We start from the raw sequence: 23,992 nt of genomic DNA, 5'->3' as shown, positions 1-23,992 counted from the left end.
CCCAGTCCTCCACGCTGATCACACCCCAAGCCGTACACAGGGTGCTCAGGTTTCACCCGCCGACTACGGCTCAGTTTTCACGCGGCGTCGACAACAGGGGTGTTGAGGCCCACAGCCGTATCCAGTGGAGCAAATCGTCCTCGACACCGCAGGCCACAAGACGGGACGGCGCGTAGCGGACCAGCCAGCCCGTGAGCTCGGTTCGCATAGCGTCCTCGTCCCCCGCGCTAATCCAGGGAAGCCGGTCATGGAGCAGGGCATCCCGCCAGTGGGCCACCGCCTCGGCCAGGCGCTGGTCTGCTGCCTGGTGGGTCAATGATTGCCAGGCGCCTAGCCAAGGAGCAAGGGTGCCGGACGCCTCAGCGAACAGCGCGAAGATCTCGTGCGCGGGCACCCTGGGATCCGGATCGATCAGGATGTATGCCCACCAGGCGTGCAGGAACTCCCACGCCGCCGCAACCTGCCGCTCCGGCCACTGCTGCCAGCGGCCCCGCGCGAACGAAAGTCCAGCCTCGGACATGCCGAACACCGGCTCAACCCGCCCGTCAACGAGGGCCGCGGCGAGTTGGGGCAGGATCCGCCGCAACACCGACGCGTGATCGCTCCAGTCAGGCGCCTGCCACGTACGCCGCAGCAGATCGGGCTCCAGCGCAACGTCCGGCAGTTTCAGCAGCGCGAGTTCCTCCGCACCGCCCCAATGACACTCACAGTTGTACTCATCGGCCCTGGCTGTCATCCCACGGAAAGTGACTGCCAACCCATCCAGCGCAGCCTCCAGGCGAGACCGCGCGGACATCAGATCGAGGTTCATTCAGATAATCGCCTTCGAGGATACGGAGAACGTACGCCCGCCGGAGGCGCCACCCTACCGGGTCATCCGGAACGTGTTACCCAGCCCCGTGTTCGGTGGTAGGCGAACACCGGCCGAGCATTCACCGGAACTCACGCTAGGACTCCGTCTTCAGCAAGCTGTACGTGTAGATGACCGAGACCACCCGCGACCCGGGCATCCGCCTGCGTCGCGGCGGACTACTTCGGACGAGCTCCGGAATAACGAAGGCCCCGGGCGTCAGGCAACTTCGGCAGCTGAGCCGATTCACATGGGGATCTCCGTGCCAATGCACGGTTCATCGCTGATGACCGTTACGACCACGTCGATCGACGCGGTCACCCCGTCAGAGAACGTGAGGTCAACACCGTAGACCGTCCCGCGACCGTCGATCGAGGACCAGTTTCGGGCCCCCGATATAGCAAACGAGGTGACCCGCTGCCCTGTCCACTCCCGTCGCACCGTGTCATCAAGCTGAGCCGGGTTCACGTCGTCCCCACCACAGAGCATCAACCTGGCCTTGCCACTGTCCCCCGCCACCACCAACCCCAGGTAGGTAGCGGCACGCTGGTCAGCCCGACGTCGCTCGTCCCGAGCGGAAACCTCCAAGTACACGTCCGCAGACCAACAGGCAACAAGGACGACGATCACCGTCGCGACCGCCCACCACAAGCCGGACGATGCCATACCGATACCGCCACAGCCGGTGATCGTAGCCTCGCCAACGCCTCCAAGCCGACGGACTTAATCGGCAGATCGGCACGTGTTGATGCACAGTCGATGTGTTCGAAGAGTGTCGGTCCCATGAAAGTGGCGCTACCGGGCGCTCCGACGCAAGTTCCTGGGCGGCGGGCGATTGTCGATGATTCCCTACGCGGAAACGATCGGGTCCTGGTCGCGATGCGCACGTAGCCGGCGAACCTCAGCAACGAGTTTGGGTACGTCGGTGCGGGCATGCGCGATGAAGTCCACGTCGGCGTCCAATTGGGTGTCCGGGCTGACCCGATTGTCCGGCGCGTAGGTGAGGAAGAGCTCGTTATCCTCGTCTCGACCGGGGTTGAGATCGATACAGCTCGCGCCGCCGGTGCCCCACCGCGTCTCCAGCCGCGGCTCCCACGGCCCCCGTGTCGCCAGCATGGCACGGTGCTCTATCTGGTCGAGGTCTGCGCCGGTCAGTGCCGCCTCGTCGTGGTGTCCGGTGAGGACCTGGCAGGCGGCGCGGATTTCGCCGGAGCGAACCAGCTCGGCAACGGCAGAGACCACGGCCTGTATGCCTGGCCTGGGGATGACCACCATGTCCGCGGCCCAGAAGTAGCTGCCACGACCAGCTTCACCCGTATCGTGCCAGCGATCCAGCACCCGCTGGATCGCTCGAGGTGTGAGGAAGGTGACCGACCGGGTAGTGCCATCGGCCATCACGACATGGGCGTCACCGTTCTCCGTCAGTGCCGGGTCGTCGTCACCGAGCAGAAACCGAACCGTGAACCCATCAAGCGCCACCACCAGATACGGACCATCACGCCGAGCCGACTCCACCAACCCCGCTGCCTGCTCCTCCACGGCCACCATTGTGCCGACGCCGACACCAGATACAACCCCGATTAGCAACCGCGAGGGGCGTACGTGCAGCAGAACCAACACTGGCATCGGCGACCGGACGCCCGCGAGCGGCACCAGCCGTCACCTTCAGTATGAGCGGGTCGCGGCAGATCCGGATGCCGGCGCGCGTGGGGCTGACCTCAGAACCAGGTGGCGCTCAGGGCCGTGCCGCGCCGCTAGGAACGCCAGATACCCATCCAGCACCGCCACGCTGAAACGGTATGAGGCCCCGGTATCCGCAGGTGGCTGCCCTCTGCGACTCTGTTGGCGTGAGTGGTCGCGACAACACCGACCTGGCGATGGTGCGGTACCTGCTTGGCGAGGCAGCCAGGCGAGCAGCCACCCTTGCCCAGAACCAGGACCACCCCCAGATAACGGACGGGCGAGATTCGATCGAGGACGCGATCACCGCTATCACTCGCGCAGCCGGTGGGTCCTCACCCTGGGCACACACCCGGGTTTACGCACCGCTGTTCGCCCTGACCGCATGGATCATCGCCACGGTCGGCGGCCGGACCGGTCTGTCGGCCGGATGGACGATCTCGGCCACGACGCTGGCGATCCTCGCGATGATCTGGCCGCTCGCCAAGCTCAACCTGGCGTTGACGAACCGCGTCAATCAGCGACGACTTGCCACAGCCCCACCGTTCAGGGTGCAGACACCGACCGACATCACCCCGGCCGAACAGGTCCTCCACGTGCTGGGCACCACCCGGTCGATGCTGGCCGTGACGATGCGGCGCCGCGCCGCCGCAGACCGGTTCGGATACGCCGCCCGGTCCACCGCCGGATTCAACTGGCTACGCCACCGCAACACGGGGGTGTACTTCGCCAGCCTGGCCGATCGGTGCGTCTGCCAGGCGATCTACGCGTTCGAAACGTGGCTGCGTGCAGTGGAACACCAGCGATGAGCCGTATCGACAGCAGACTGTACGCAGCCGCGGAAACAGCGATCCGGGCCGCCGTCGAACGCCAACACGCCGAGCTCCACGGTGGACCTGACGACCATGACACGATCAGCCACCTGGAGCATGCCGCCGACTGGCTCTATGCGGCCGCGAAGAGCATCGAAATGCCGACCGGAACTCGCCGACAGCAGGCCCAGGCATTCCTGATGATCGGCGTACAGGCGATCACGTGCGTGGCCATACTGCTCGCGGTACCGGATCCAGCCGAGCCGATGGTACTAGCGTTAACGTTTGGCGGCACCACGGTGCTGGCCCAACTTGTCAACGACGTGGCCGTCACGATCGCGGACCGACACACAGCCCGCGCCCTGGCCGCCTGCGATACAACCGACCCGCAGAACGTTCCCGAAACCATCGCCGATCTACGCTCACAGATATTGGCTATCGCCGCCGACCTGGAACCAACCCGCCACGACTCGCACCTACGAGCCGGGCAGCAGATCGACTCGGCCCTGGCCTGGCTCGACTAACCCTTCAGCGAACGCGCATTGGCAGGATTGGGGACGGCGCGGGGTGACCATGGCGTGGTCGACCTGATACGCGACCTGGACCCTCGCTCTACCCTGTTGCCATGCCTGCTCCGGTCATCACCACAGTCGGCTTGCTCCTAACCGGAGGGCCGCTGATCTTCCTGGCAGTCCTACTTCTACGCCGCTACCGCAGAGCCCGCGACGTCGACACGAGCCAGACCGCGCAGAGTGCCATCAAGCGGATGGCACGCGAGCAGCGTCGTCGCTCTCGGGGCAGCATTCGTGGCACAGGATCTGGCAACGACGACACAGCCACCTACTACGGCGCCATGAGCGACACCGGTGGTCCTGCCTGAACGGTAACCGTCGAACGTCTCCCAAACGCGCCCTCGTGCACTATCGGAGCATGGCCGGACCGGTTCCATCGATGACAAGCGTCCCGCTGCGCGAGGTGCTTTCGCCTGAGTATCTCGACGCTGAGGACGACCTACGAACGCTCGCCCACAAACTTGACAGCCACCGATCGGCCGCCGGCCGGGTTGCCTGGCATTGGTATCCCGGCACTGAGCCACCGCCGACGTCCACCGAGCCCGGAGAGACGGCCGGTGAATTCGGGGTCTACCACTTGCTCGTCGACGCAACGATCCAGTTGTACGCTACCGGCGCGGACTGGCTCGAACTGACGCTCGACATCGCCTGGTCGCCATCATCGAAGGTCACCGTGAACGCAGCGGTGGAGGTGGCCTGCTGGTGCATCCAGGACCACAACATGCATCAAGTCCGTCGTACACAATGGCATGTAACCAACAGCGGCGAAATGGTCGATGCGTTCACCGCCGGCACGGCGATGTTGGCGGATATCCTCGACAAAGGCCCATTCGAGCCCCAGCCATGGCGAATCCTGGCCGGCCTACCCGATCCGTCCAACACCAAACCGTAGCCAAACGCGCCGCGCACCATCAACACCCCGAAGGCCGGCAACGCTGTCGAGCAACTCGTCCCAAAGACGCTCCGCGGCCTCGCGAACTTCCGCGTTGAGGTTGCGATGGACAACCCACCTGGCATCGCCCAAACCCAGGCCGGTCGCGTCGGCAACAGCCTTGATCACCAAGACCGGCGAATCAGAGCGTCGGAGCAGCTCCTCAGCTATCCGATCCACATCAGCGCCAGAGGCGTGCATCGCTCGCGCCATCGCCGTCAGAACCTGGAGCCGCTGGACGTTCTCCCCATCGCGCCTCACCACAGAAGAGTAGCGAGGCCCATCGAGGCCCGAGGGCCATCGACCGCAGGGCACCGGAATTCCGAGGCGGTTTCCAAGTCACCGGCACGACAAGGTGGTAGATACTGCCGTTGTGGCTGCGACGGATCCGCTCTGGAACCGGGATCAGCGCTGGCGCGATGTCCTTGCCAGTGCGCAGACCTTCGATGACCAGTCAAGGGCTGGTAAGACGTGGATACGTCCGGTCAATGCGCGTCTGGTGGAAGCCGTCATGGCCAGTTCGTTGGCCTGGTGCTGGCCGTACTGGAGCCACGTGACGCTGGCGTTCGCCACCGGACCGACACCGTGGACGCTTACGTCGAGCCTGGACGTGCCGGTTGCTTTGATCAGCGGCGGCGAGCAGTACTACGTCGGCAAGGGGTATGCGCTCAGGTCGGAAATCATCCTGGAGACGGCAGACCCAGTCATTGATGTGCAAGCGGCGGCAGAGTTGGCCGAGCAGTGGCGGGCTGGTGGCGGGCCCGCAGGACGATCCTGACGCGGCAGAAACAATCCCTCCTGCCGTTATCTGACCCGATGGCGTGGCTCATAGGTCCCGCGCGACCAGGTTGCGCAAGAGTCCGCGGCGCATCCGGCGGGAAGCACCCTGCTGTCCATCGGATGGCGGCGATCGTCGCGAGCAGGTGACAGCGATCCGAGCGATCGAGGTCCTCTGTCGGCAGGAGCGCGGCCAGGGCCTGGGCGTCCGCGAGGAGATGTTCGGCGACGGCCTTACGGACGAGTACGGGCGTGCGGGCAAGGCGCGCAGGTCGACCCGTCGAATCCTGTTGACGGCGCCGACGTAGTGGGCGCGACGGGGACCGTCCGAGCCGTCGCTGTCCCGGACCATGCCCGCAGTGCCGCGAGGGATGGCAGCGTGGTGGTTGTAATGCTTGGAGCGCCGGCCACATAAGCATTGGTAGGGGTCGTATTGGGCTGAGCAGTGGAAGGGGTGGCATTGGATTCCGGTAGCGAGGACGGGCGGACGTTTGATCAGCTCTACCGATCCTGTTACGTGAGGATTGTTCAGTACGAGTATCGGCGGACGTTGGACATGGGGGTAGCTGAGGAGCTGGCTCAGGAAGTGTTCCTGATCGCGTGGCGGCGTTGGGATCGAGCGGAGGGTGGCGGTCTGCCCTGGTTGTATGGCGTGGCCCGTCGCGTGTTGGCGAACTACGTGAAGTCGGGTCGTTCCGGCGGTCGGGAGATCGGGCTTCATGAGATCCCGGATGTGGATCTATGGGATGGCAAAGACCAGTTCGGTTTTGTGGATCATCTCCACGATGTGGTGGGTGCGTTGAGCACGTTGAGCGCCGATGACCGTGAAGTGTTGCTATTGGCAGCGTGGGAGCGTCTGACGGTGACGGAAATATCCCAAGCGCTTGGTTGTAATCGAGGTGCTGCGGCGGTGCGGTTGCATCGCGCTCGACGGCGGCTGGAACGGCGGATGGCGGCGGGACCGGGCTTGGGTAGAACGGCGGACAGACAAGCCGACGCTCTTACCCGCGTGTCTGGCCAGGTTCGCGGTACTGCCGAGAGTAAGGAGGTGCTGAAGTGAGTAAGCAGTCGATGTTCGATCTAGTGACTGAGCTGGATCCGGCAACGGGTGTCCGTCAGTGGCCGGAGCCTCCGCTGGTGGTGTGGGCAGACGAGTCGAAGGCGTCTAGCGGCGAGTTGGTGAGTTCGTCGGCCGCCGTTGTGATGCGAGATCGGCCTTGGTTGCGTTGGTGGGGTCCAATTATTGCGGCTGCCACCGTGGTAGTGGCTGGTGTGGTGTACGGCGGAGTGAGTGGTGAGCCAGCGGTCGCGGCGACACCCGCTCCGCTTGCTTTGCAGTATGAGTCCGGCGCAGACTCAGCCAGCGGAGTGTTGCGGGATCTGGCGGATCGTCTGTCCATAGAGGCCCGTCGTGATCCGTCCGAGGACAGGCCTGGGCGGTTCGAATACGTAGACGTGAAACTGTGGGCATTGGACATGGCCGCTGGTGAAGGCCGCACGGCGGTGCAGATCGTCCCACAGCGGGAGCAGAAGTGGCGTAGCGCGGATGGGGCCGGGCGACTGTCAGTGGCAACGTTGCCGGCTGAACCACCAGGGACACGCACCTCCGGGTTTCCCATTGGGTCGCCTCTGGCAACGCAGGTGACCGAGTTCTCTGCGGGACGGTTTTTGCCGGTGGTCGCCGAACCGGTTCCAACATCGATTCCAGCATTGCGGGCCGCGTTGTATGCGCGGCAGCCGCAGATCAATGGCCCCCAGTCTGCGTTGCGAGCGGTGGCGGATCTGTACCGGTCGCAGGTGGTGTCAAGGCCAGCGGCGATCGCCGTACTGCGCGTGCTCGCCGACGTGAACAGTGTCTTGTACCGCGGGCACGTCGCCGACCGGCTCGGCCGGGCGGGTACGGCGATCAGCGTGGACTCGACCAACGGCACCACGGGCAAGAACCGGGACCTGCTGATCTTCGACGACAGGACCGGGCAACTTCTAGCGCACGAGTCGCTAATGCTCGTCGCGCCGGACCAGGTGCACGTCAAAACGCCCGCCGTGTTCAGCTACATCCTCTACCTCGACCAGGGATACGCGGACGCAATGAAATGACTTCCTGCGGCACAGGTTCGAGCCGTGGACGCGAAGGGAGCCCGACGCGGCCACAGCCCCTCGTGCTACCTGCCAGACCAAGGCGGAGCATCATCGCCCGGGCCCACGCCGACCAACGCGGATAAGCCTCCGCCACGCGAGGGCGTCCCGACCGCCGCACACGTTCGACGGCTTGGCAGTGCGTGATCTTGGTAAACGATAGGCTCTGCCGTCGGCACAGCGTTCGTGGCAACTCCATGCCGGTGGCGTCATGTGCACAATGGAGCTGCGGACCGCCAAGGCACGTCTCCACGAATCGGCGCGTCTGGAGTCCATCCCACGGTGTCCGGTATTGGATCGAAGGCAGCATGTTCATCGATACACAGCAGTTTCCGTTCCTGGCGCACCTGCGCCGTAGCTGGCGCGACATCCGCGACGAGTGCCTCGCGCTGGCTCAGGACAGTTTTGAGCCATGGGTGCAGCGCGACATGTACGACCATGGCTGGAGCGTGTACGGACTGGTCGCGTTCGGCACGCGCATCGACGCGGCACTGGCCGCCTGCCCACGCACCGCACAGGCGCTGCAGCACGTTCCCGGCCTGACCACTGCCGGCTTCTCCCGCATGATCCCGGGTACGACGATCAAGCCCCACGAAGGCTGGGTCACCACCGTCTACCGCGCCCACCTCGGCTTGGTCGTGCCCGACGGCGACTGCGCACTACGGGTCGGCACCCAGACCCGCCGCTGGCAGGCAGGCGACCTGTTCGTCTTCGACGACACCGTGAACCACGAAGCCTGGAACCGCACTACCGGCATCCGCACCGTGCTCCTATTCGACTTCCTGCGCCCGGGACGAAGCATGGACGAACTCGACGAACTCCCGACCGACGTCGCAGCCCAGGTACACCGCCGAACCCAACCACGGCTGTAGCTCACCAGCCTCGCCGCCGCACATCATTTTTGTCGAGAGTCAGTCCACAAGCGACGACGGAGGAGGTCGGCAGGGACGACACGGAATTCAGTGGCGTAATGGCGGGCGACCGGCGACGATCAGCGTTCGTGTCTGGTGTGTACGTCGCGATCGGCGACTCGATGTCCATCGACGACTACGCCGGCGGCCCCGGTCGGGGTGCGGCGAGCCTGCTGCACCGCAACCGCGACAGCGACTTTCCCGACTGGGCCGGTCGTGACCTTGCCACGTATGGCGTTGAGGCGCAGATCTTGGCTCGTGACGGCGCCACGGTGATCGACGTCCTGCAGCGCCAACTTCCTCTCATCACCCAGGCGCCGGTGCTGGCCACCGTCACGATGGGCGGCAACGACCTCATGGGCGCCTACGGTGACAACCAGGCGGCCCACGCCGCCATCGGCCGGGTGACGGCGATCGGCGAGGCCATCCTGCTGCGGCTGCGCGCACTGTGTGGTACCGGCGGCCGCGTCGTACTCACCACGGTGTACGACCCCAGCGACGGGACCGGCCAGGTGCCGGGCTCCGGCCTGCAACCCTGGCCAGAGGGCCCGATCCTGGTCCGGGCGCTGAACGCGGCCTTAGTCGAGCTGGCCGGCCGGCATGACGCCATCGTCGCAGACGTCCACGGTCACTTCCTCGGTCATGGCGTCCATGGCGGCGACCCGGCGGCGGCTGATTCCCGGCCGGCCAACCGCAATCTGTGGTACTGCGGAGTGATCGAACCCAACGCGTGGGGAGCCAACGAGATCCGCGCCGCCTGGTGGGACGCGGTCACGCACGGCGACTGGCTCCCACCGTCCTGACACACCGATCGCGGCATGACAGGACGTCTTGCGCTGAGGATCGATGGCGGGACCCGGCGTACGGTGCCGCTGTGCCGGTATTCGATGACAGCGTGCGTGGAACGCATCCCGAGGACTTCCTCCTGCTCAACGCTGGACACATCCATCTGTACCGGCATCGTTGGTCGGTGGATCGGCTCCTGGCCGACCTCACCGCCTTGGATTATGCAGCCATTTACGTCGATCTCGCGACGTGCGGCGACGCCGATGCGGTCCGCGACGCGGTCATCGAGGCTGTTCCGGATTGGCCAGCCGGATATGGGCGGGCGTCCTGGGACGGTTTCGCAGACGGCCTCGCCGACCATCTACTGCACGACGCGCGGCCACTGGCGGTCGTCGTGCTCGCGGGCTTTGACCTCGCCCCTCGACAATGTGCCTCGGACTCGCTTGTTTTACTAGATCTCCTCGCGTCCATGGCACGATGGCATCTGCTGTTCGGCCGGCGGCTCATCTGCCTGATCAAGACCGACGAACCGGACCTTCAACTGCGCGCCGTGGGCGCCGAACACGTCGCTTGGAACCGACACGAACAGCTGATGACACACCGGACCAGCGCACGTCGACCACCGCGGATCCCGTGAAGGCACAACGATACGGGAACACCCGAGACGCCGGCCTCGAGGCAGAAGCGGGCGCCGCCATCGCCGCAGACGTCTTCGCCACCGTCCGCGCCTGGGATCTACGGCAGCCGAGGCCCGCCAGGTCCACCAATACGCAGAATCGCGGCCCGGTCGGATGGACCGGGCCGCGGTGATACAGCGGGAGGAGTCAAGCCCGCTGCTGGACGGCGCCACGGATGGCTACCAGTTCGCGTTGCAGATCGGCGGCGGAGTGAAAGTAGTAGGTGATCAATCCGAAGCTGCCGCGGTCCATCCAGACACAGATCGCCATCTCGACCTGCCCGACCTTGTTATCGCCGCAGCGGGCGTGACCGCCCAACGGGCCCGGGTCGACCGGTGTCAGACCGTCGGCCTGGATACCCGCGCCTTGAAGGCCGCGCAGCGCCTCGTCTAGCGCCTTCTGCGGATCAAGCGTGACATTGGAGACGGCCTGCACCAGGATGAGCTCCTCGTACTGCCCATCCGCGCGCTTCTTACCGTATGCCTGTCCAACGCTGCTCGTGGCCCTGGGCAGCGCCTTGCGCATCCCGGCCATGCTGGCGTCAAGCTTGCCCTGCAGGTCCGCGTCGGTGGCTTTCGGACGGCCGTTCAGCGTCTCCGGTACAACCACCCGGGTCTGGGTCGCCTCGACGACCTCTCCCACGTCGTCCTTCAACAGCAGGTAGGCCGACAGTGAACCGCCAACGCAGAGGAGTAGCACGACGCCCAGCACGATTGCCACGATCATGCCCGTGCGTGACTTGCGGGGCTCGGACGGCGGGGTAAAAGCAACCCCGCTGGGAGGAAAGGACGGCAGACCAGGAACAACATTGGGACCTGGTGCTGAAGCGGGCGGCTCGGACATCATGCTCCGTTCTGAGTGGACAGGCGAGGCGATCCTAGAGGCGTCCACTGTCCCGACCACAAGCGGAATATCCACAATCGACAACCGACTCGCTTGACCCTCGCTCACAACGACAGCGAGGGACACACGACACAGCGCCCGCAGCCGCCGATCCGGTCCGGCTTGGATTGATACCCCGGAACATGATCGGCGTAGTCTGCCGGGATGTACGTCAACGTCCACCCGGTCACCACCGTGCGAGTCGGCACCCAAACCGCCGAGATCGACCAGCTGCTCGCGCCCGTTATCGAAGCGACCTGGCGCAACGGCATCCAAACCTTGACCTCATGCCAGGACGCCGGCGAAAGCAACGCGGACTGGGTACCGAAGCTGCCACACATGGCCGACTACGTGACAACCCGCAAGGGCTGGGCCTTCATCGACTTCGGCGTGGACCAGGGACTGGCGTTCCTTGACGCTGTCGCTCGCGCCGGCGTCCGAGACGCGTTCTACGTCCGGATGGTCCACTGGGCGGCACCGGACGCATGGCGGATCAACGTCAAGCCGTACGACTCCGCGATGTTCGATGAGACGACGCCGTCGAACTTCCAGCTACGCCTGATGCAGATCATGTTCCCGCAGTACGACATCGCCGAAATCGTCCGACGGCTCAGCAACCACGCCGCAGGCCAGCTAACCGCACCCGCACGGACAGACTGGACCACCGTCGGCCGATAGCAGCATCTGCCCTGCGCCACCGAGCTCCCCGTCGAGAACGCATGGTCCCCGGCATGGTGAGGCGCCTTTCGCTCTTCCACATGGTCGTTGGCGCGCCTGTGTGAACCGGTGGATATTCACCTGTGGGTGTTCAGGGGTTTGGGGCACGATGGCGCGGTGAGTTGGCTCAAACGAAAGCGTACGGACCGGTCGACGGCGCTGGATCCGAAGTCTCGGCTGGCTGCGCTGGTGGTGGCGGTGGACGAGGCGGCCGTGGGCGGTTGGGAGACACGGGAACGGCTGGTCAGCGTGCTGGCCGATATCGACGCTGTCGCAGATGACGACCTGGCCCGGGCCGCGTTGACTATCGTGGCCCAGTCGCCGCAGGTGGTCATCAGGCTCGACGGGCATACACGGCGGGTCGCGTGGCGTTCGCCGTACTACTCACCGGTCCTCACGGGGTTTGCCACCCGGCTCGCATCAGGGCAGGCCGGACCGGTCGCTGTCGCGGTGGCGAGCATGCACGGTGACGGGCGGGTGCGGGAACGAGCGGTCGCGGCAATGCTGGAACGCCCGGCAGCGCAGCTGGTGCCGTTTCTGGCGCTGCGGACCGTCGACTGGGTGGCCCCGGTCCGCGACCGGGCGCGGGCCGTGCTGGCGCTGCTGCTGGCAGGCGATCCAGACGGCTGCCTTCCAGTTGCGCTGCCCACCATCCTTGCGGTGCAGGCCCGCAGCCGGGCCGGCTTCGCCCGGGCCCAAGCGTTGGCAGCGCTGTTGTCGACGTCCGTAGAGGTTCGCCGGTCGCTGTTCGCGACCGGTGACCGCCGACCGCGGCGGTTCGTGTTCGACATCGGACTGGGCCACGACTGGTGGACGCTAGCGGACCTGGTCCGGGTGGCCGAGTCGGACGGCGATGTGCGGATCCGGGTACGGGCGGCACAGGCGGCCTGCCGGCAGGCGGTGTGGACACGCCGGGTCGACCTGCTTCGTCGCCTCGCCGGTAGCCGCCGGGCCGAAGTGCGGGCGTACGCCGTGACCGGTCTGGTCCGCGCCGGCCTGGACGACGAAGCGGTCGCCTATCTGGAGGATCAATCGTCGCTGGTGCGAGCGATCGCCCGCGACGCCGCTCGCCGCCGCGGCGTGGACGCCCTCGCCCGCCACCGCATCGTTGTCACCGACCCCGCACAGGCCAGTCCTGGCGCCATCGACGGCCTGGCCGAGAACGGATCGGCAGCTGATGCGGCGTTGCTGCACCCGCTACTCACCCACACTTCGAGCAAGATCAGATCCCACACCGTACGCGCGCTACGGCAGCTGGGAACCGTCGACGTGGATGCGATCGTGCCCCTGCTGCGGGATCCGTCCCCCGCGGTGGTACGCGAAGCGACCGCTGCTCTGCTCCCGCAGCAACGCCGGCTGCCCCCACAGTTGGCGTGGCAGCTGCTGGCCGACCCACGAGCCGAGATCCGCCAGGCCGGATACCGGCTCCTTCGCGCCCAGTCCACCACCACGTGGCTACGCGCCGCGCTGACGCTGGTCACCGACCCTGATCCGCGTCTGGCCCGCGGTGGTCTGGCCGACGCCACCCGACTCGCCCGCGACACAGACCGCCCGATGTGGCGACGGACAACGACCCCCGAAAAGGCCGTCACCACCACCGAGCACGCCGAACTGACCACGCTCATCAACCAAACGGCACTCACGCTCGGCCAAGACGCCGCCAGGCTGCTGACAGACTGGCTCGCCGACACCAAGACCGTCCAGAACGACATCCAGCAGCGATGACTCCGAAGTGGACCGCCGCCCAACGACCGCTCGCCAGATAAGCAACCTCGGTCACCAACACACCGCCATGCAGCTCAACGCCGATCACGTCGGCAGCACGCGACGTGATCGGACCACCCTGTCCCCGCCCAGCGTCCTGCTCAGCCTCCACCACCACCTCCAGCGCCATCATTGCCACCGCCGAAGCCGCCAACGTCGCTACCACCGCCGTAGCCATCGTCATGGGTGTAGGAGGAGGCGCCAGCCGTCGGGCCACCGTCGCCATGAGGTTCGGTCCCAACACCAACGTCGTAGCCGTACCGACGGCGAACAGCAGGCCGTCCCGGTCCCCGCGCCACAACGACCGCGACGGCTACCACTGCCGTCATCAGGCCGACGAAGAGAAGAATCTCCATGTGATCACCCCTGACCGCATTGTGACCGGCAACGGCAAGCCCCACCCTCGACGTCACTCACAGCCACAACGCACCGCCGTTCGAACGAGGCGGCCCCCGAAGCTAACGGCAGGCCAATCGCGTCACCGCGCGCACCACCCTGCGGCAGATCAGTATGCCTCCGAGCCCTTATGCATCGCGATGATGGAGTCTTGCCTATCAGTCCTGGAGTTCGGCCAGTACGTGCTGGAGAGCGCGTTCCGCGTCGGTCTCGTCATAGACCCGGCCATCGGCTGTGTGAACCAAATACCGGTCGGGAGTCTGTGCCGGAACGACCGTTGGATAGACGCCGCTAAAGGGCCATGTCGGCGTCGTACTGAAACGCAATGCCCAATGGCTGGTGTACGGCAGGAGCACGCGTAGACGCGGTTCGTGGAAGGCAAGCACGACGAAGGCCCGCAGTCGCACTCCCACCGGATCCGCGCAGTGGTTCTCGTACAGCCACAGCCAGCTGGATTCCCGACGATCGCCGCGCTCCCGCGCCTCGGCCAACGCTACCGATCCCAGAAACGGCCATGCCGATGCCACCTGCGGCGGCCGCGCCCCGGACAACCACAGCCATGCCGCACCGGCCGCGGTAGCCAAGTCCGGGGGGTACCCCTGAAGCAGGACGGACGCTCCGGCACGAAGCACGAGTGAGAAGTTCCGCTCCCACGGACTCAGCAACAGGTCCGCCTTCCGCTCGCCGTTGCTGACGGTGGACGTCCGATGCGGGTCGCCAGTCCCCGTCGCACGAGCCCGGACCGGCATCCGCTGCCGGTCGAACTCGGCCTGCCAGGCATCACACGCGCTACCCACCGCGACGACATCCTGATACCAGCGGGCTGCCTCGCCCCACTGCCCCGTATCAGCCATCGCTCCATGGTCCACGCTCACGGCAACCCGGCAACCCGGTCGACGATACGGACGCGCCGGCCAGCCGGCAAACATGCTGCCGGCAGATCCGCACATCCGATCAAGACGCCGCGGGCGTCGCTGTGGTCAGCCGACAGGGCTCCGGCAAAGTCGTTAGCCGATCTTGAGGAGGTCGAGCGGGCGGTGGCTGTCACGGGCGTGGTGTCGGTTGGCGGCGGCGATGTTGGTGACGCCGGCAACGCGTAGAACGCTGATGGCGGCGTTGCGGAGGGCGGCCATGACTTGCCGTCCGGTGCCGGTACGGATTTGGGATCGGTCCTCGTCGTAGGCGACGTCGCGGACCCAGTGGACTTTGTTCTCGATCGACCAGTGGCCACGAATGACAGTGGCCAACTGGGCGGGCTCGGCCTGGTGTACCTGTGGGTGGGTGATCGCGTAGACAGTCTCGGTGGTCCATCGTTTCGGCTGGTCCAGGGCGCGGCGACGGCGCCTGACCTGGATGGCCTGCGCGGCGGGCGGAAAGTCGATCCCGCCGGCGAGGGTGAGGACCTTGATGGTGCGGATCTCCCGGCGGCCGTGGCCGCGGTCGGCGGTTCGGGCGGCGTCCGGGACCGCCCGCCACGGCAGAGCGGACAGTTGGGCGTGCAGATGTGGCTGGTTGCCCTTCACGGTGAGTATCCAGTGCGCGCCGCGACCGGCCAGATAGGTGACGTGATCGCGTTGGCAGTGCAACGCGTCCGCGGTGACGACCACACCGGCCAGGCCGTCGATCTGGTCCAGAAGCGGCCGCAACCGGGGATCTCGTTGGTCTTGGCGTCCACGTCCGTAGCGGCCAGCACCGCGCCGGTGACATGGTCAGCATCGGGAGCGACGGGACCAGCCCGTGCCGCTTCCACGCCTCGGCTGGGTAGGCGGCAGCGCCAGCATCGATGACGCCGTACTCCCGAAGCCCGCCAGGTCCGAACTCCCACACGTAAACCACCGGCCGCACGGAATCCAGCCCGGCGATCAGCGGCAGCTGACCGTGACACACGAGCCGCTCCACAAAGGAGCCACCCACAACGACCCACGTCGCGCTGTACCCACCAGCCACCCCGGAACCTTACGCGAAGCGCCTCTCCGTAGATGATCCTTCCGTGCAGCGCCTCTCCTGCCTCGTCGCCCTGTAGTGACCCTGTGGTAGGTGCGTGAGCATCCGGCCGCCTCTCGTGCGGTGAAGCGTCGCTGGGAGGATGTGGCGGTGGTGCGCGAGCAGCCTCTGCCGGGAGGCAATACCGGCGGTGCGGTCCTGGTCGATGGCACCGTTCGTCGGGTTCCTGGGCGGTGGACGCCGTCCGTGCACGCGCTGCTGCGGCATCTGGAGGCTGTCGGGTTCCGCGGGGCGCCGCGGGCGTTGGGCTTCGACGAGCAGGGCCGGGAGGTGTTGTCGTACCTGCCGGGAGAGGTCGTCGGCACCCGCCGGCCATGGCCAAAATGGGTACACAGCGACGACGCGCTGCGGCAGGTCGCCGCCTGGCTGCGAGACTTCCACACCGCCATCGCCGAGTTCGTGCCACCACCGGACGCGGCATGGCGGGAGACCGGCCAGTGGCGTCCGGGATTGATCGTCGGCCACAACGACGCCGCCCCGTACAACGCGGCCTGGGCCGACGGGCGCCTCGTCGGATTCTTCGACTGGGACTTCGCCGCGCCGGTGACTCGCGAGTGGGATCTGGCCTTCACCGCGTTCGCCTGGGTGCCGCTACACGCCCGGCACGTCGTGGCCGCCGAGGGCTTCACCGCGTTCACGGATCGGCCACGACGGCTACGACTGTTCCTGGACACATACGGCTGGACCGGCCCGATCCCGACGTTCCTGGAGATTGTCCAGCAACGCGTCAGGGCCTCAGCCGAAGGCATTCGACGCACCGCCGCCTCCGGTGACCCCGCGTACCAGAAGATGATCGACCAAGGCGTGGATAAGAACCTCGACACCGCAGCATCCGAACTCGCCACTTTGACGCAAGAGGCTGGTCCCTAACCCGGCCGTTCCGCCGCTCCTGGCGACGCCCGAACAAGTTACTGCGCATCAACGGCAGACGTCCGCCACGACATAACGACACGACGGGAACGCACTATCTTCGGCGGCCCCCTCCGCCAGCCGCTGAGTGCCGCACGACTTGGCAGCCTTGCGGACGAACGCGCACGGCAGACCCACGTGCCGACCCAGCGCCGTGACGACCGCGATCCCGCCCATCTCCAACCCGGCCAGCACCTCGGTCCCCTCAGGGACCAGCCCCGCCATCCGCTCGGCCATCGCGTCCAGCAGAACCGGGTCGGCCTCGAACTGGTACTTGTCCAAGTACTCATCCGTCGACCGCCCAGAACGCAACACGAAATCACCAGTCACATGACAGGCGGCATAGATCTGCGACGCCAAGCTGATACGAGTCACGGTGTACCAGCATGCCAGCCGCACAGGGGTCAAGCCCCGACATCGCGAGCCTCGAATGTCATAGTGGCCAGATGCGCATCAACTCGCGAGCCTTGGACCGCTTCGACGTGGTGAGCTGGCAGCGAATAGCCGAACGTGTATCGGAGTGGACAGCCCCGCACTCCCCCGTCATGGCCGAGATCGTGGCCAGCATCCAGGCGTCCGCCGTGGATCAGATGGCCGGTTTCATGTCGATGCATGACCTGGCCGTCACCACGACGCCAGTCCCCGACATCGGCCCCATCGATGTCATCTGGATCCGGCCTCAGCCATCCAACGGCCCCGACTCTCAGCAGGTCTTGATCGAGCACTGCCCTGCAACGGGCTGGGACGACCGCATCATGCGACCCGCCCCAGAAGCAGTGTCCCTATTCTGGCGATTCGCCCGCGAGAAATGGGGCATCGAGCCTGCCCGAGGGCGGGCCAGCAAGCAGTAGTAGATGCCTTGCTCGCACTCACATCGACATCTGAGAATGTCACGGAAACTATGCAGACGGTGGCGGGTCGGATGCGGCACACTCGCGTTCGTGTCCGCACCGGTTCGTAGCGTCGAGGAGCTGACTGCCGTGGTCGCCGAGGGCCGGCGGGTCAAGTTCCTGTTCTTCTGGGGCCATCAACCTGAGCGAGACGGCAACATCGGCGCCGGGTGCCTGTCCCAATGGTGGCCGTCACCGTTCACTGTGGACGGGATGCGGTTCGCCACGGCCGAGCACTACATGATGTGGCGCAAGGCGACCCTGTTCGGCGACAGCGCCACGGCCGAACGGGTTCTGGTTGCCTCACACCCGCATGCGGCCAAGACGCTGGGTCGTCGGGTTGTCGGGTTCGACCAGCGGGTGTGGGACGAGCACCGCTACGAGATCGTGGTCGCCGGGAGCATCGCCAAGTTCGGCCAGCACCCGCCGCTGCGCACGTTCCTGCTCGGTACCGGTGAACGGGTCCTGGTTGAGGCCAGCCCGGTCGACGCGGTGTGGGGCATCGGCCTGAGCCGTGACGACCCGGCCGCGGCTGATCCGGCCCGGTGGCGTGGGCTGAACCTGCTCGGCTTCGCCCTGATGCAGGCCCGTGCCCTGCTCCGCGAACGGCAGCCGACCGATGGGTAAGACACCGCAACACGTCGCCGCCGAGTACGCGCTGGGCAACCTCGACGTCGAACGCGTGCCCTGGTACGCGGCGCACTGGCTCGCCGACGGGTGGGACGCTCCCCTACTACGAGAACTGGCCGGGCTGGACCATACCGAGCCACGGCAGGTCGACGAACGCACCCTCAGCGAGCACGTCTCGGCGTTCGTGTCGTGGAACCTGGACCTGGACGCGATCTGGCGGACCCCGTTCACCGACCTGCACGTCCTGGTCGACGAATGGGACCAGGGCTGGGGCCGCGGCAACCAGGAACTCGCCACAACAGTCCGGCAACTGTGCGTCGAACACCAACAGCGATGACGGGGCGAACGATTCGCCGCGCTTCCGGTCGAGGATGCAGCATCACCTGAGGAGGACGGCGATGGAGTCCTTGCACAGTTCGGGACCTACGGGTTCCGTGGTCAGCCAGAATTCTCCACCGACCTCACGCGGCAACTCGTCGAGGCCGGCGGTGAGGACGCACCAACGTGGCAATTGAGCTGCACGCTCTATTGGCGTCCGGAAAGCTCTGGTCCTTCGGCAAGAGACTTGACGACTTCTTCGATGAGGCAGTCATCCTTCCCGGATGGGCGTGGGCACTGAGCGGGGCGCAAGCACCCCGGGATTTCGTGATCATGCTCGACGAGGTTTGAGCGCCTTAAACAGCACCGTGGGATCGCGGGCTACGGACCGCCAGGCGGCGTTAGGTCGCCGTCGGCGAAGTGGATGGCGCTGCGCGCAGCCAACGGTTGTACTGGCCGATGAACAACTCGGGGTATCCGCCAGTGTGCAGGAAAACCACGGGTCCCTCTGGCAGCCGTCCACCGGTGGCGTGCGCGAGGAGGCTGGCCATCGCCTTGGCGGTGTAGACGGGTTCGAGGAGCAGACCTTCGGTACGTGCGGCTAGTTCCAGGGCGTGACGCCCGGCTGGGGTCGGCTGACCGTAACCGCCGCCGATCTGCTCGCGGTCCAGGCGTGCAGAGCCCGTCGGTGTCGGCAGTCCGGCTGCGCGTGCGGCATCGGCAGCCATCCGTGGCACCGCGTCGAGTAGGTCGGGTCGATTACCGGTGTCCACGCCGAGGACCAGGCGGTGGTCGCCGAGGCCGGCGACCAGCCCAGCGTGCGTTCCACCGGAGGCGTCCGCCGTTATGACCAGAGCGAGGTCGGGTAGTTGGCGGCGTAGTTCGACGGCGGCGGTGACGTAACCGAGGTCGCCCGCCAGCGACGCACCACCCACCGGGAGCACGTACGGGCGGGCGCCGTCCTGCCGAGCGATATCTGCCGCCTCGGTGATTGCGGCGTTCAGCCCGGCGTAGTCCACGCTCCCGGCCCACCGCACCCGCACGCCAAGCAACTCGCTCAGCAACAGGTTGCCCTCCCACGTGCTGGGCTCGGTACCGGTGAGCACCGCGACGCAGCTCAGGCCCAGCCGGGCAGCCGCAGCCGCGGTCATCCGCACGTGGTTGCTCTGCGCCGCGCCTCCGGTGACCAGGGTGTCCGCGCCAGCGGCGAGCGCTTCCGCCGCGGAGTACTCCAACTTGCGGGCCTTGTTGCCGCCGAGCGCCAGCCCGGTGAGATCGTCCCGTTTGACCCACAGCCGCCCAGGCGGCAGGCCCAACTGCTCGCCGAGGCGGTCCATCGGCTGAAGCGGGGTGGGCAGCGCGGCCAGCGTCACCCGCTCAACCGTCACCTCCACCATGTTCGGGTTCATCGCGACTCGCTCCATCCATCGGCCATCGGCAAGACTTCTCCACTATAGTGGAGTTCCGTTATAGTGGAGGAGTGATCTTGATTCCGTCTGAAACCGGCCTCGACATGGCCGCGATCGGCCGCCGACTGCGCGACCAACGCCGCCGGCGGGGCTTCACGCTGGAGGGGTTAGCGACCGCGAGCGGGGTCAGCCGCAGCATGCTGTCGGAGGTGGAGCGCGGAAGCCGGGTCCCGACGGTACTCGTTCTCGATCGCGTCGCCACCGGCCTGGGCACCAGCATCGCCCGGTTGCTCCGCGCGGAAGCAGCGGAAGCATCGGCCCGGACCGTGGTGTTGCGGCGTGACGAGCAGGACGTGGCCCAGGACGCGTCCGGTTGGGAACGACGGGTCCTCAGCCCAGTGCTTCCCGGCGTGGAGTTCGAGTTCATGCGCACGACCATCGAGGCGGGTGTGGACGCGGGCGTCTTCCCGCCACACGGTGCCGGGACCCGGGAGTACCTCGCGGTGGAGGCAGGCACGTTGCGCTTGTCGCTGGACGGCGACGAGGTGGAGTTGCACGCGGGCGACAGCGTCTTCTACGCCGGGGACTGCCACCACGGGTTCGTAAATCCGGCCGCCGTGCCATGCGTCTACTACCTGGTGATGGACCTTGCCGGCGGCGCGACTCACGGAGCCACCCGATGACCGCGCAGGCCCCGATCTCCGCAGGCTGGAGTTGGCCCGGCGACGACGTGCGGCAGTTCGGGCACCGGACGGCCGACGTCATCGCCGACTACCTGTCCAATCTACCGCGGCGGGCCGTGTTCCAGCCGTACCCCGCCGAGCATGCCCGCGCCCTCGCCACCGAACCGATCCCGACCCGCGGCGCGCCCCTTGACGCAGTGCTGAAAGACTTCGTCGAGCGGGTCGCACCGTACCCATTCGGTAACGGACACCCCCGCTTCTACGCCTGGGTCAACTCACCACCCCACCCACTCGGGGTATTCGCCGAGGCGCTCGCCGCCGCGATGAACCCAAGCGTGGCCGGTGGCAACCACGCCGCCGTCCACATCGAACACCAAGTTGTGCGCTGGTTCGCCGAGCTGGCCGGGTTGGGTGACGAATGCATGGGCCTGCTTACCAGCGGCGGCTCCATGGCCACGCTGACCGCACTGACCGTGGCCCGCCATCGAGCCGCCGAGCGCGCCGATATCGACGTGCGCGCCGACGGGCTTCAGGGACACGCACGGCGCTTCCTGCTCTATCTCGGCACGGAAGGACACGGGTCGGCTCGCAAGGCTGCCGAACTGCTCGGCATCGGCTCGGCCAACATCCGCATCATCGCCTCCGACGACCGCCACCGAATGCGCCCGGAAGCGCTACGCGACCAGATCGTCCGGGATCGCGCCAACGGCGACATCCCGGTCGCGGTCATGGCCAGCGCCGGTACGGTCAACACCGGTGCGGTCGACCCGCTCGACGCGATCGCCGACGTCTGCGCCGAGCACCGCGTTTGGTTGCATGTCGACGGCTCGTACGGCGCACCCGCTGTGCTGCTGCTCGACGAACACCGCGCGACCAAGACGGCGCTGGCCCGGGTCGACAGCCTCGCCATGGACCCGCACAAGTGGCTCTACGCCCCGGTCGACGCCGGGCTGGTCCTCATCCGCGACCGGCACCTCGCCCGCGACGCCTTCAGCCTCGTCCCGCCGTACCTGCGCACCGACGACGACCCAGACGGGGTGAGCGGGCCGGTCTGGTTCAGCGAATACGGCTTCGACCAAACTCGACCGTTCCGCGCCCTCAAGGTGTGGCTGCTGCTCAAACACCTCGGCACCACCGGATATCGAGACCTGATCGCACACGACATCGCCACAGCCGACCGGCTCGCATCCGGCGTCAGGGCCGCGCCCGACCTGCAACTGCTCGCCAACGGGCTCAGCGTCGTGTGCTTCCGCTGCCGCCCCGTCGACTGGGCCGGCGACGACCAGGCCCTCGACGAACTCAACCGCGAGGTGCTGTCCGCGATACAGCTCGGTGGCCGCGCGTTCCTCGCCGGCACCACCGTCAACGGAGTGTTCGCGCTGCGCGCCTGCGTCGTCAACCCAGGCAGCAGCGCGGCGGACGCCGACGCCGTTCTCGCCGAGACCCGCGCAACGCTGTCCCGACTCGCCGGCAGGCCCAACCCCGATGACACATCCGCTGTCTAGAGACCTTTTGGGTCAGGTTCAGGATCGGGCTTTGGGCTACCGCGGCGTTCGTCGTGCGCGGTGCCCGTTGCTCCCGCGGCCTCACCCTCCGCGACTACACAACCAGATCGCCGGCCCGCCGCCGCTACGACAGCGGCGGCGCATTCGTGGTGGTTATTCAGGCCACCTCGGCCATGACGGGTTCGGTCCGGTGTGCCGGCGGGTTGGTTTCGTCGGTGGGCGGGGCGGCGGCTGGTCGGATGACCGTCACCGCGACGATGATGGCGGCGAGCACGAGGCCGGCGCTGACTGCGAACGCGAACCGGTACCCTCCGGTCAGCGCGGCCACTGTGGACACGCCGTCCGCGGCGAGGTTGCTGGTGCGCGTCGCCGACACGGTCGCGAGGACGGCGAGGCCGACCGCGGCGCCGACCTGGGTGGTGGTGTTGACCAGGCCCGAGGCCAAACCGGCGTCGCTGGGCGTGGCACCGGACATGGCGAGTGTGGCCAGCGCGGGGAACGCCACCCCGACACCGGTGCCGAGCAGGACCGCCGATGGCAGCACATCGATCACGTACGTGCCCTCGGCCGGCACGCGCGCGAACCAGGCCAGGCCGGCGGCGATCAGCGCCAGGCCGGGAAGCAGCATCGCCCGCGCACCGAAGCGGGTGATCAGCCGCTCCGAGTACCGCAGCGACAGGGTTCCCATCACCACGGTGGTGGGCAGGAACGCCAGCCCGGTGTCGAGGGCGTCGTAGCCGAGGATCCGCTGCAGGTACAGCACGCCGAGGAAGAACATCCCGAACATGCCGGCCACGGCCAGCGCCATGACCGCGTTGGCGCCCACGACGTTGCGAGAGCGGAAGATCCGCAACGGCATCAGCGGTGACGCGGCGGTCGCCTGGCGCACCACGAAACCGGCCAGCAGGGCTACCGCCACGGCGGCCATGGCCTGCGTGCGGCCCGCACCCCAGCCGTACTGCGCCGCCGGCGCGACGATGGTGTACACGCCGAGCATCAGGGCGCTCGTGATCAGCACCGCGCCGGGCACGTCCACGCCGCGAACGACAGCACCGGCCGGATCCCGGGGAAGCAGGCGCTGGGCGCCGACCGCCGTCGCGATACCGATCGGGACGTTGATGAGGAAGATCCAGTGCCAATTGACCGCCTGGGTCAGAACACCGCCGGCGAGCAGACCAACCGATCCGCCGGCGGAGGCGACGAAGGTGTAGACACCGATGGCCTTGGCTCGCTCGCGAGGCTCAGGGAACATCGTGACGATCATGCCGAGGATCACCGCCGAGGTCATCGCGCCACCGACGCCCTGCGCGAATCGCGCGGCGACCAGCATGGCCGCGCTCTGCGCGACGCCGCACAGCACGGACGCCACCGTGAACACCGCGAGGCCCAGTTGGAACACACCCCGGCGAGAGGTCAGATCACCGATCCGGCCAGCGAGCAGCAACAGCCCGCCGAAGGCGATCAGGTACGCGTTCACGACCCAGGCCAGGCTCGACTGGGAGAAGCCGAGGTCGTTCTGGATCGCCGGCAGCGCGACATTCACCACCGTGGCGTCCAGGACGATCATCAGCATTCCGGTGCACAGCGCACCAAGTGCCAACCACCGCGAACGGTCATGTGCCTGGCCCGGCCGCTGGTCCCGTTCCGTCGACGGAACTATCTCCTGTGCCACGGTTACCTCCGTTGTCGATGGCTTCGTGAGGTAAGACGGGCATGGCTGGCAAAACTCATCGGCCGAACATCGGCTCCCTCT

At 66.9% G+C, this 23,992-nt stretch carries 28 protein-coding genes; 20 read left to right on the top strand and 8 right to left on the bottom strand.

The features are described 5' to 3' along the window. Positions 1-70: 70 nt before the first annotated feature. On the bottom strand, positions 71-811 hold the full coding sequence (locus QMG73_RS29515) for a hypothetical protein (protein WP_281901095.1): 741 nt from the start codon (positions 809-811) through the stop codon (positions 71-73). Positions 812-1,699: 888 nt separating this feature from the next. Next, on the bottom strand, positions 1,700-2,389 hold the full coding sequence (locus QMG73_RS29510; protein WP_281901094.1) for a hypothetical protein: 690 nt from the start codon (positions 2,387-2,389) through the stop codon (positions 1,700-1,702). A gap of 308 nt (positions 2,390-2,697) precedes the next feature. On the opposite strand from QMG73_RS29510, the gene QMG73_RS29505 reads away from it, so the two are divergent. The 11 genes from QMG73_RS29505 (at position 2,698) to QMG73_RS29455 (ending at position 10,092) form a co-directional block, all read left to right on the top strand. Continuing rightward, positions 2,698-3,339 carry a hypothetical protein gene (locus QMG73_RS29505; RefSeq protein ID WP_281901092.1) on the top strand — a complete coding sequence of 214 codons (642 nt, stop codon included), beginning with the start codon at positions 2,698-2,700 and terminating at the stop codon, positions 3,337-3,339. Then, positions 3,336-3,866 carry a hypothetical protein gene (locus QMG73_RS29500; RefSeq protein ID WP_281901090.1) on the top strand — a complete coding sequence of 177 codons (531 nt, stop codon included), beginning with the start codon at positions 3,336-3,338 and terminating at the stop codon, positions 3,864-3,866. Before QMG73_RS29505 ends, QMG73_RS29500 begins: the two co-directional genes overlap by 4 nt. 101 nt (positions 3,867-3,967) lie before the next feature. After that, positions 3,968-4,222, top strand: a complete 255-nt coding sequence (locus QMG73_RS29495) for a hypothetical protein (protein ID WP_281901089.1) — start codon at positions 3,968-3,970, stop codon at positions 4,220-4,222. 50 nt (positions 4,223-4,272) lie between these two features. Continuing rightward, on the top strand, positions 4,273-4,806 hold the full coding sequence (locus tag QMG73_RS29490; RefSeq protein ID WP_281901087.1) for a hypothetical protein: 534 nt from the start codon (positions 4,273-4,275) through the stop codon (positions 4,804-4,806). Positions 4,807-5,218: 412 nt separating this feature from the next. Then, positions 5,219-5,623, top strand: a complete 405-nt coding sequence (locus QMG73_RS29485; protein ID WP_281901085.1) for a hypothetical protein — start codon at positions 5,219-5,221, stop codon at positions 5,621-5,623. A 145-nt stretch (positions 5,624-5,768) separates the two neighbouring features. After that, the gene (locus QMG73_RS29480) at positions 5,769-5,930 is read left to right on the top strand and encodes a hypothetical protein (RefSeq protein WP_281901083.1); all 162 of its coding nucleotides are present in this window, start codon (positions 5,769-5,771) and stop codon (positions 5,928-5,930) included. Between the two features lie 146 nt (positions 5,931-6,076). Beyond that, entirely contained in the window at positions 6,077-6,682 is a 606-nt protein-coding gene (locus QMG73_RS29475) for an RNA polymerase sigma factor (RefSeq protein ID WP_281901081.1), read from the top strand. Next, positions 6,679-7,719: a CU044_5270 family protein gene (locus QMG73_RS29470; protein ID WP_281901079.1), complete on the top strand. Its 1,041-nt coding sequence runs from the start codon at positions 6,679-6,681 to the stop codon at positions 7,717-7,719. Before QMG73_RS29475 ends, QMG73_RS29470 begins: the two co-directional genes overlap by 4 nt. 347 nt (positions 7,720-8,066) lie before the next feature. Continuing rightward, positions 8,067-8,630 (top strand): aspartyl/asparaginyl beta-hydroxylase domain-containing protein, encoded by a 564-nt coding sequence (locus tag QMG73_RS29465; RefSeq protein ID WP_281901077.1) that lies wholly within the window; start codon positions 8,067-8,069, stop codon positions 8,628-8,630. A 128-nt stretch (positions 8,631-8,758) separates the two neighbouring features. After that, a complete protein-coding gene (locus QMG73_RS29460) occupies positions 8,759-9,472 on the top strand; it encodes a GDSL-type esterase/lipase family protein (RefSeq protein WP_281901075.1) in 714 nt (237 codons plus the stop codon). A 71-nt stretch (positions 9,473-9,543) separates the two neighbouring features. Further along, entirely contained in the window at positions 9,544-10,092 is a 549-nt protein-coding gene (locus QMG73_RS29455; protein ID WP_281901073.1) for a barstar family protein, read from the top strand. A 187-nt stretch (positions 10,093-10,279) separates the two neighbouring features. Here the strand turns inward: QMG73_RS29455 and QMG73_RS29450 are convergent, their stop codons facing one another. After that, positions 10,280-10,852, bottom strand: coding sequence for a hypothetical protein (locus QMG73_RS29450; protein WP_281901072.1), 573 nt, complete (start codon positions 10,850-10,852; stop codon positions 10,280-10,282). Between the two features lie 327 nt (positions 10,853-11,179). Here QMG73_RS29450 and QMG73_RS29445 point away from each other — a divergent pair, with 327 nt between their 5' ends. Together QMG73_RS29445 and QMG73_RS29440 are read left to right on the top strand one after the other, a co-directional pair. Then, positions 11,180-11,692: a hypothetical protein gene (locus tag QMG73_RS29445; protein WP_281901071.1), complete on the top strand. Its 513-nt coding sequence runs from the start codon at positions 11,180-11,182 to the stop codon at positions 11,690-11,692. A 156-nt stretch (positions 11,693-11,848) separates the two neighbouring features. Further along, entirely contained in the window at positions 11,849-13,456 is a 1,608-nt protein-coding gene (locus tag QMG73_RS29440) for a HEAT repeat domain-containing protein (protein ID WP_281901069.1), read from the top strand. Positions 13,457-14,049: 593 nt separating this feature from the next. Here the strand turns inward: QMG73_RS29440 and QMG73_RS29435 are convergent. Both QMG73_RS29435 and QMG73_RS29430 read right to left on the bottom strand, forming a co-directional pair. After that, the gene (locus QMG73_RS29435) at positions 14,050-14,745 is read right to left on the bottom strand and encodes a DUF6193 family natural product biosynthesis protein (RefSeq protein ID WP_281901067.1); all 696 of its coding nucleotides are present in this window, start codon (positions 14,743-14,745) and stop codon (positions 14,050-14,052) included. Positions 14,746-14,898: 153 nt separating this feature from the next. Further along, entirely contained in the window at positions 14,899-15,537 is a 639-nt protein-coding gene (locus QMG73_RS29430) for an ISAs1 family transposase (RefSeq protein ID WP_281901065.1), read from the bottom strand. A gap of 391 nt (positions 15,538-15,928) precedes the next feature. Between QMG73_RS29430 and QMG73_RS29425 the strand changes: the two genes are divergently transcribed. Further along, entirely contained in the window at positions 15,929-16,765 is an 837-nt protein-coding gene (locus QMG73_RS29425) for a phosphotransferase (protein WP_281901063.1), read from the top strand. Positions 16,766-16,813: 48 nt separating this feature from the next. Here QMG73_RS29425 and QMG73_RS29420 read toward each other — a convergent pair whose 3' ends face one another. Then, positions 16,814-17,179 carry an orotate phosphoribosyltransferase gene (locus QMG73_RS29420; protein WP_281901061.1) on the bottom strand — a complete coding sequence of 122 codons (366 nt, stop codon included), beginning with the start codon at positions 17,177-17,179 and terminating at the stop codon, positions 16,814-16,816. 71 nt (positions 17,180-17,250) lie between these two features. On the opposite strand from QMG73_RS29420, the gene QMG73_RS29415 reads away from it, so the two are divergent. The 4 genes from QMG73_RS29415 (at position 17,251) to QMG73_RS29400 (ending at position 18,993) form a co-directional block, all read left to right on the top strand. Further along, a complete protein-coding gene (locus QMG73_RS29415; RefSeq protein WP_281901060.1) occupies positions 17,251-17,655 on the top strand; it encodes a hypothetical protein in 405 nt (134 codons plus the stop codon). A 36-nt stretch (positions 17,656-17,691) separates the two neighbouring features. After that, positions 17,692-18,321 (top strand): NADAR family protein, encoded by a 630-nt coding sequence (locus QMG73_RS29410; RefSeq protein WP_281901059.1) that lies wholly within the window; start codon positions 17,692-17,694, stop codon positions 18,319-18,321. After that, positions 18,314-18,661, top strand: a complete 348-nt coding sequence (locus QMG73_RS29405; RefSeq protein ID WP_281901057.1) for a hypothetical protein — start codon at positions 18,314-18,316, stop codon at positions 18,659-18,661. Before QMG73_RS29410 ends, QMG73_RS29405 begins: the two co-directional genes overlap by 8 nt. Before the next feature lie 167 nt (positions 18,662-18,828). Beyond that, on the top strand, positions 18,829-18,993 hold the full coding sequence (locus tag QMG73_RS29400; protein ID WP_281901056.1) for a hypothetical protein: 165 nt from the start codon (positions 18,829-18,831) through the stop codon (positions 18,991-18,993). 50 nt (positions 18,994-19,043) lie between these two features. Here the strand turns inward: QMG73_RS29400 and QMG73_RS29395 are convergent, their stop codons facing one another. Next, positions 19,044-20,051: a 1-aminocyclopropane-1-carboxylate deaminase/D-cysteine desulfhydrase gene (locus QMG73_RS29395; RefSeq protein WP_281901054.1), complete on the bottom strand. Its 1,008-nt coding sequence runs from the start codon at positions 20,049-20,051 to the stop codon at positions 19,044-19,046. Positions 20,052-20,128: 77 nt separating this feature from the next. On the opposite strand from QMG73_RS29395, the gene QMG73_RS29390 reads away from it, so the two are divergent. Both QMG73_RS29390 and QMG73_RS29385 read left to right on the top strand, forming a co-directional pair. After that, positions 20,129-20,734, top strand: a complete 606-nt coding sequence (locus QMG73_RS29390; RefSeq protein ID WP_281901052.1) for a helix-turn-helix domain-containing protein — start codon at positions 20,129-20,131, stop codon at positions 20,732-20,734. Further along, positions 20,731-22,239 carry a pyridoxal phosphate-dependent decarboxylase family protein gene (locus QMG73_RS29385; protein WP_281901050.1) on the top strand — a complete coding sequence of 503 codons (1,509 nt, stop codon included), beginning with the start codon at positions 20,731-20,733 and terminating at the stop codon, positions 22,237-22,239. Before QMG73_RS29390 ends, QMG73_RS29385 begins: the two co-directional genes overlap by 4 nt. 157 nt (positions 22,240-22,396) lie before the next feature. Here the strand turns inward: QMG73_RS29385 and QMG73_RS29380 are convergent, their stop codons facing one another. Beyond that, the gene (locus QMG73_RS29380; RefSeq protein WP_281901049.1) at positions 22,397-23,911 is read right to left on the bottom strand and encodes an MFS transporter; all 1,515 of its coding nucleotides are present in this window, start codon (positions 23,909-23,911) and stop codon (positions 22,397-22,399) included. Positions 23,912-23,992: the final 81 nt, after the last annotated feature.

The sequence above is a fragment of the Phytohabitans aurantiacus genome (assembly GCF_027923225.1).
GTDB classification, from domain to species: domain Bacteria; phylum Actinomycetota; class Actinomycetes; order Mycobacteriales; family Micromonosporaceae; genus Phytohabitans; species Phytohabitans aurantiacus.
The sequence above is the reverse complement of the archived record's forward strand: the minus strand, read 5'-3'. Positions and strand labels throughout refer to the sequence as shown.

Bases quoted from the DNA above. Each gene is read 5' to 3' on its own strand.
- QMG73_RS29515 (WP_281901095.1), bottom strand. From the start codon at position 811: ATGAACCTCGATCTGATGTCCGCGCGGTCTCGCCTGGAGGCTGCGCTG.
- QMG73_RS29500 (WP_281901090.1), top strand. From the start codon at position 3,336: ATGAGCCGTATCGACAGCAGACTGTACGCAGCCGCGGAAACAGCGATC.
- QMG73_RS29495 (WP_281901089.1), top strand. From the start codon at position 3,968: ATGCCTGCTCCGGTCATCACCACAGTCGGCTTGCTCCTAACCGGAGGG.
- QMG73_RS29490 (WP_281901087.1), top strand. From the start codon at position 4,273: ATGGCCGGACCGGTTCCATCGATGACAAGCGTCCCGCTGCGCGAGGTG.
- QMG73_RS29465 (WP_281901077.1), top strand. From the start codon at position 8,067: ATGTTCATCGATACACAGCAGTTTCCGTTCCTGGCGCACCTGCGCCGT.
- QMG73_RS29445 (WP_281901071.1), top strand. From the start codon at position 11,180: ATGTACGTCAACGTCCACCCGGTCACCACCGTGCGAGTCGGCACCCAA.
- QMG73_RS29435 (WP_281901067.1), bottom strand. From the start codon at position 14,745: ATGGCTGATACGGGGCAGTGGGGCGAGGCAGCCCGCTGGTATCAGGAT.
- QMG73_RS29415 (WP_281901060.1), top strand. From the start codon at position 17,251: ATGCGCATCAACTCGCGAGCCTTGGACCGCTTCGACGTGGTGAGCTGG.
- QMG73_RS29410 (WP_281901059.1), top strand. From the start codon at position 17,692: ATGTCACGGAAACTATGCAGACGGTGGCGGGTCGGATGCGGCACACTC.
- QMG73_RS29405 (WP_281901057.1), top strand. From the start codon at position 18,314: ATGGGTAAGACACCGCAACACGTCGCCGCCGAGTACGCGCTGGGCAAC.
- QMG73_RS29395 (WP_281901054.1), bottom strand. From the start codon at position 20,051: ATGAACCCGAACATGGTGGAGGTGACGGTTGAGCGGGTGACGCTGGCC.
- QMG73_RS29385 (WP_281901050.1), top strand. From the start codon at position 20,731: ATGACCGCGCAGGCCCCGATCTCCGCAGGCTGGAGTTGGCCCGGCGAC.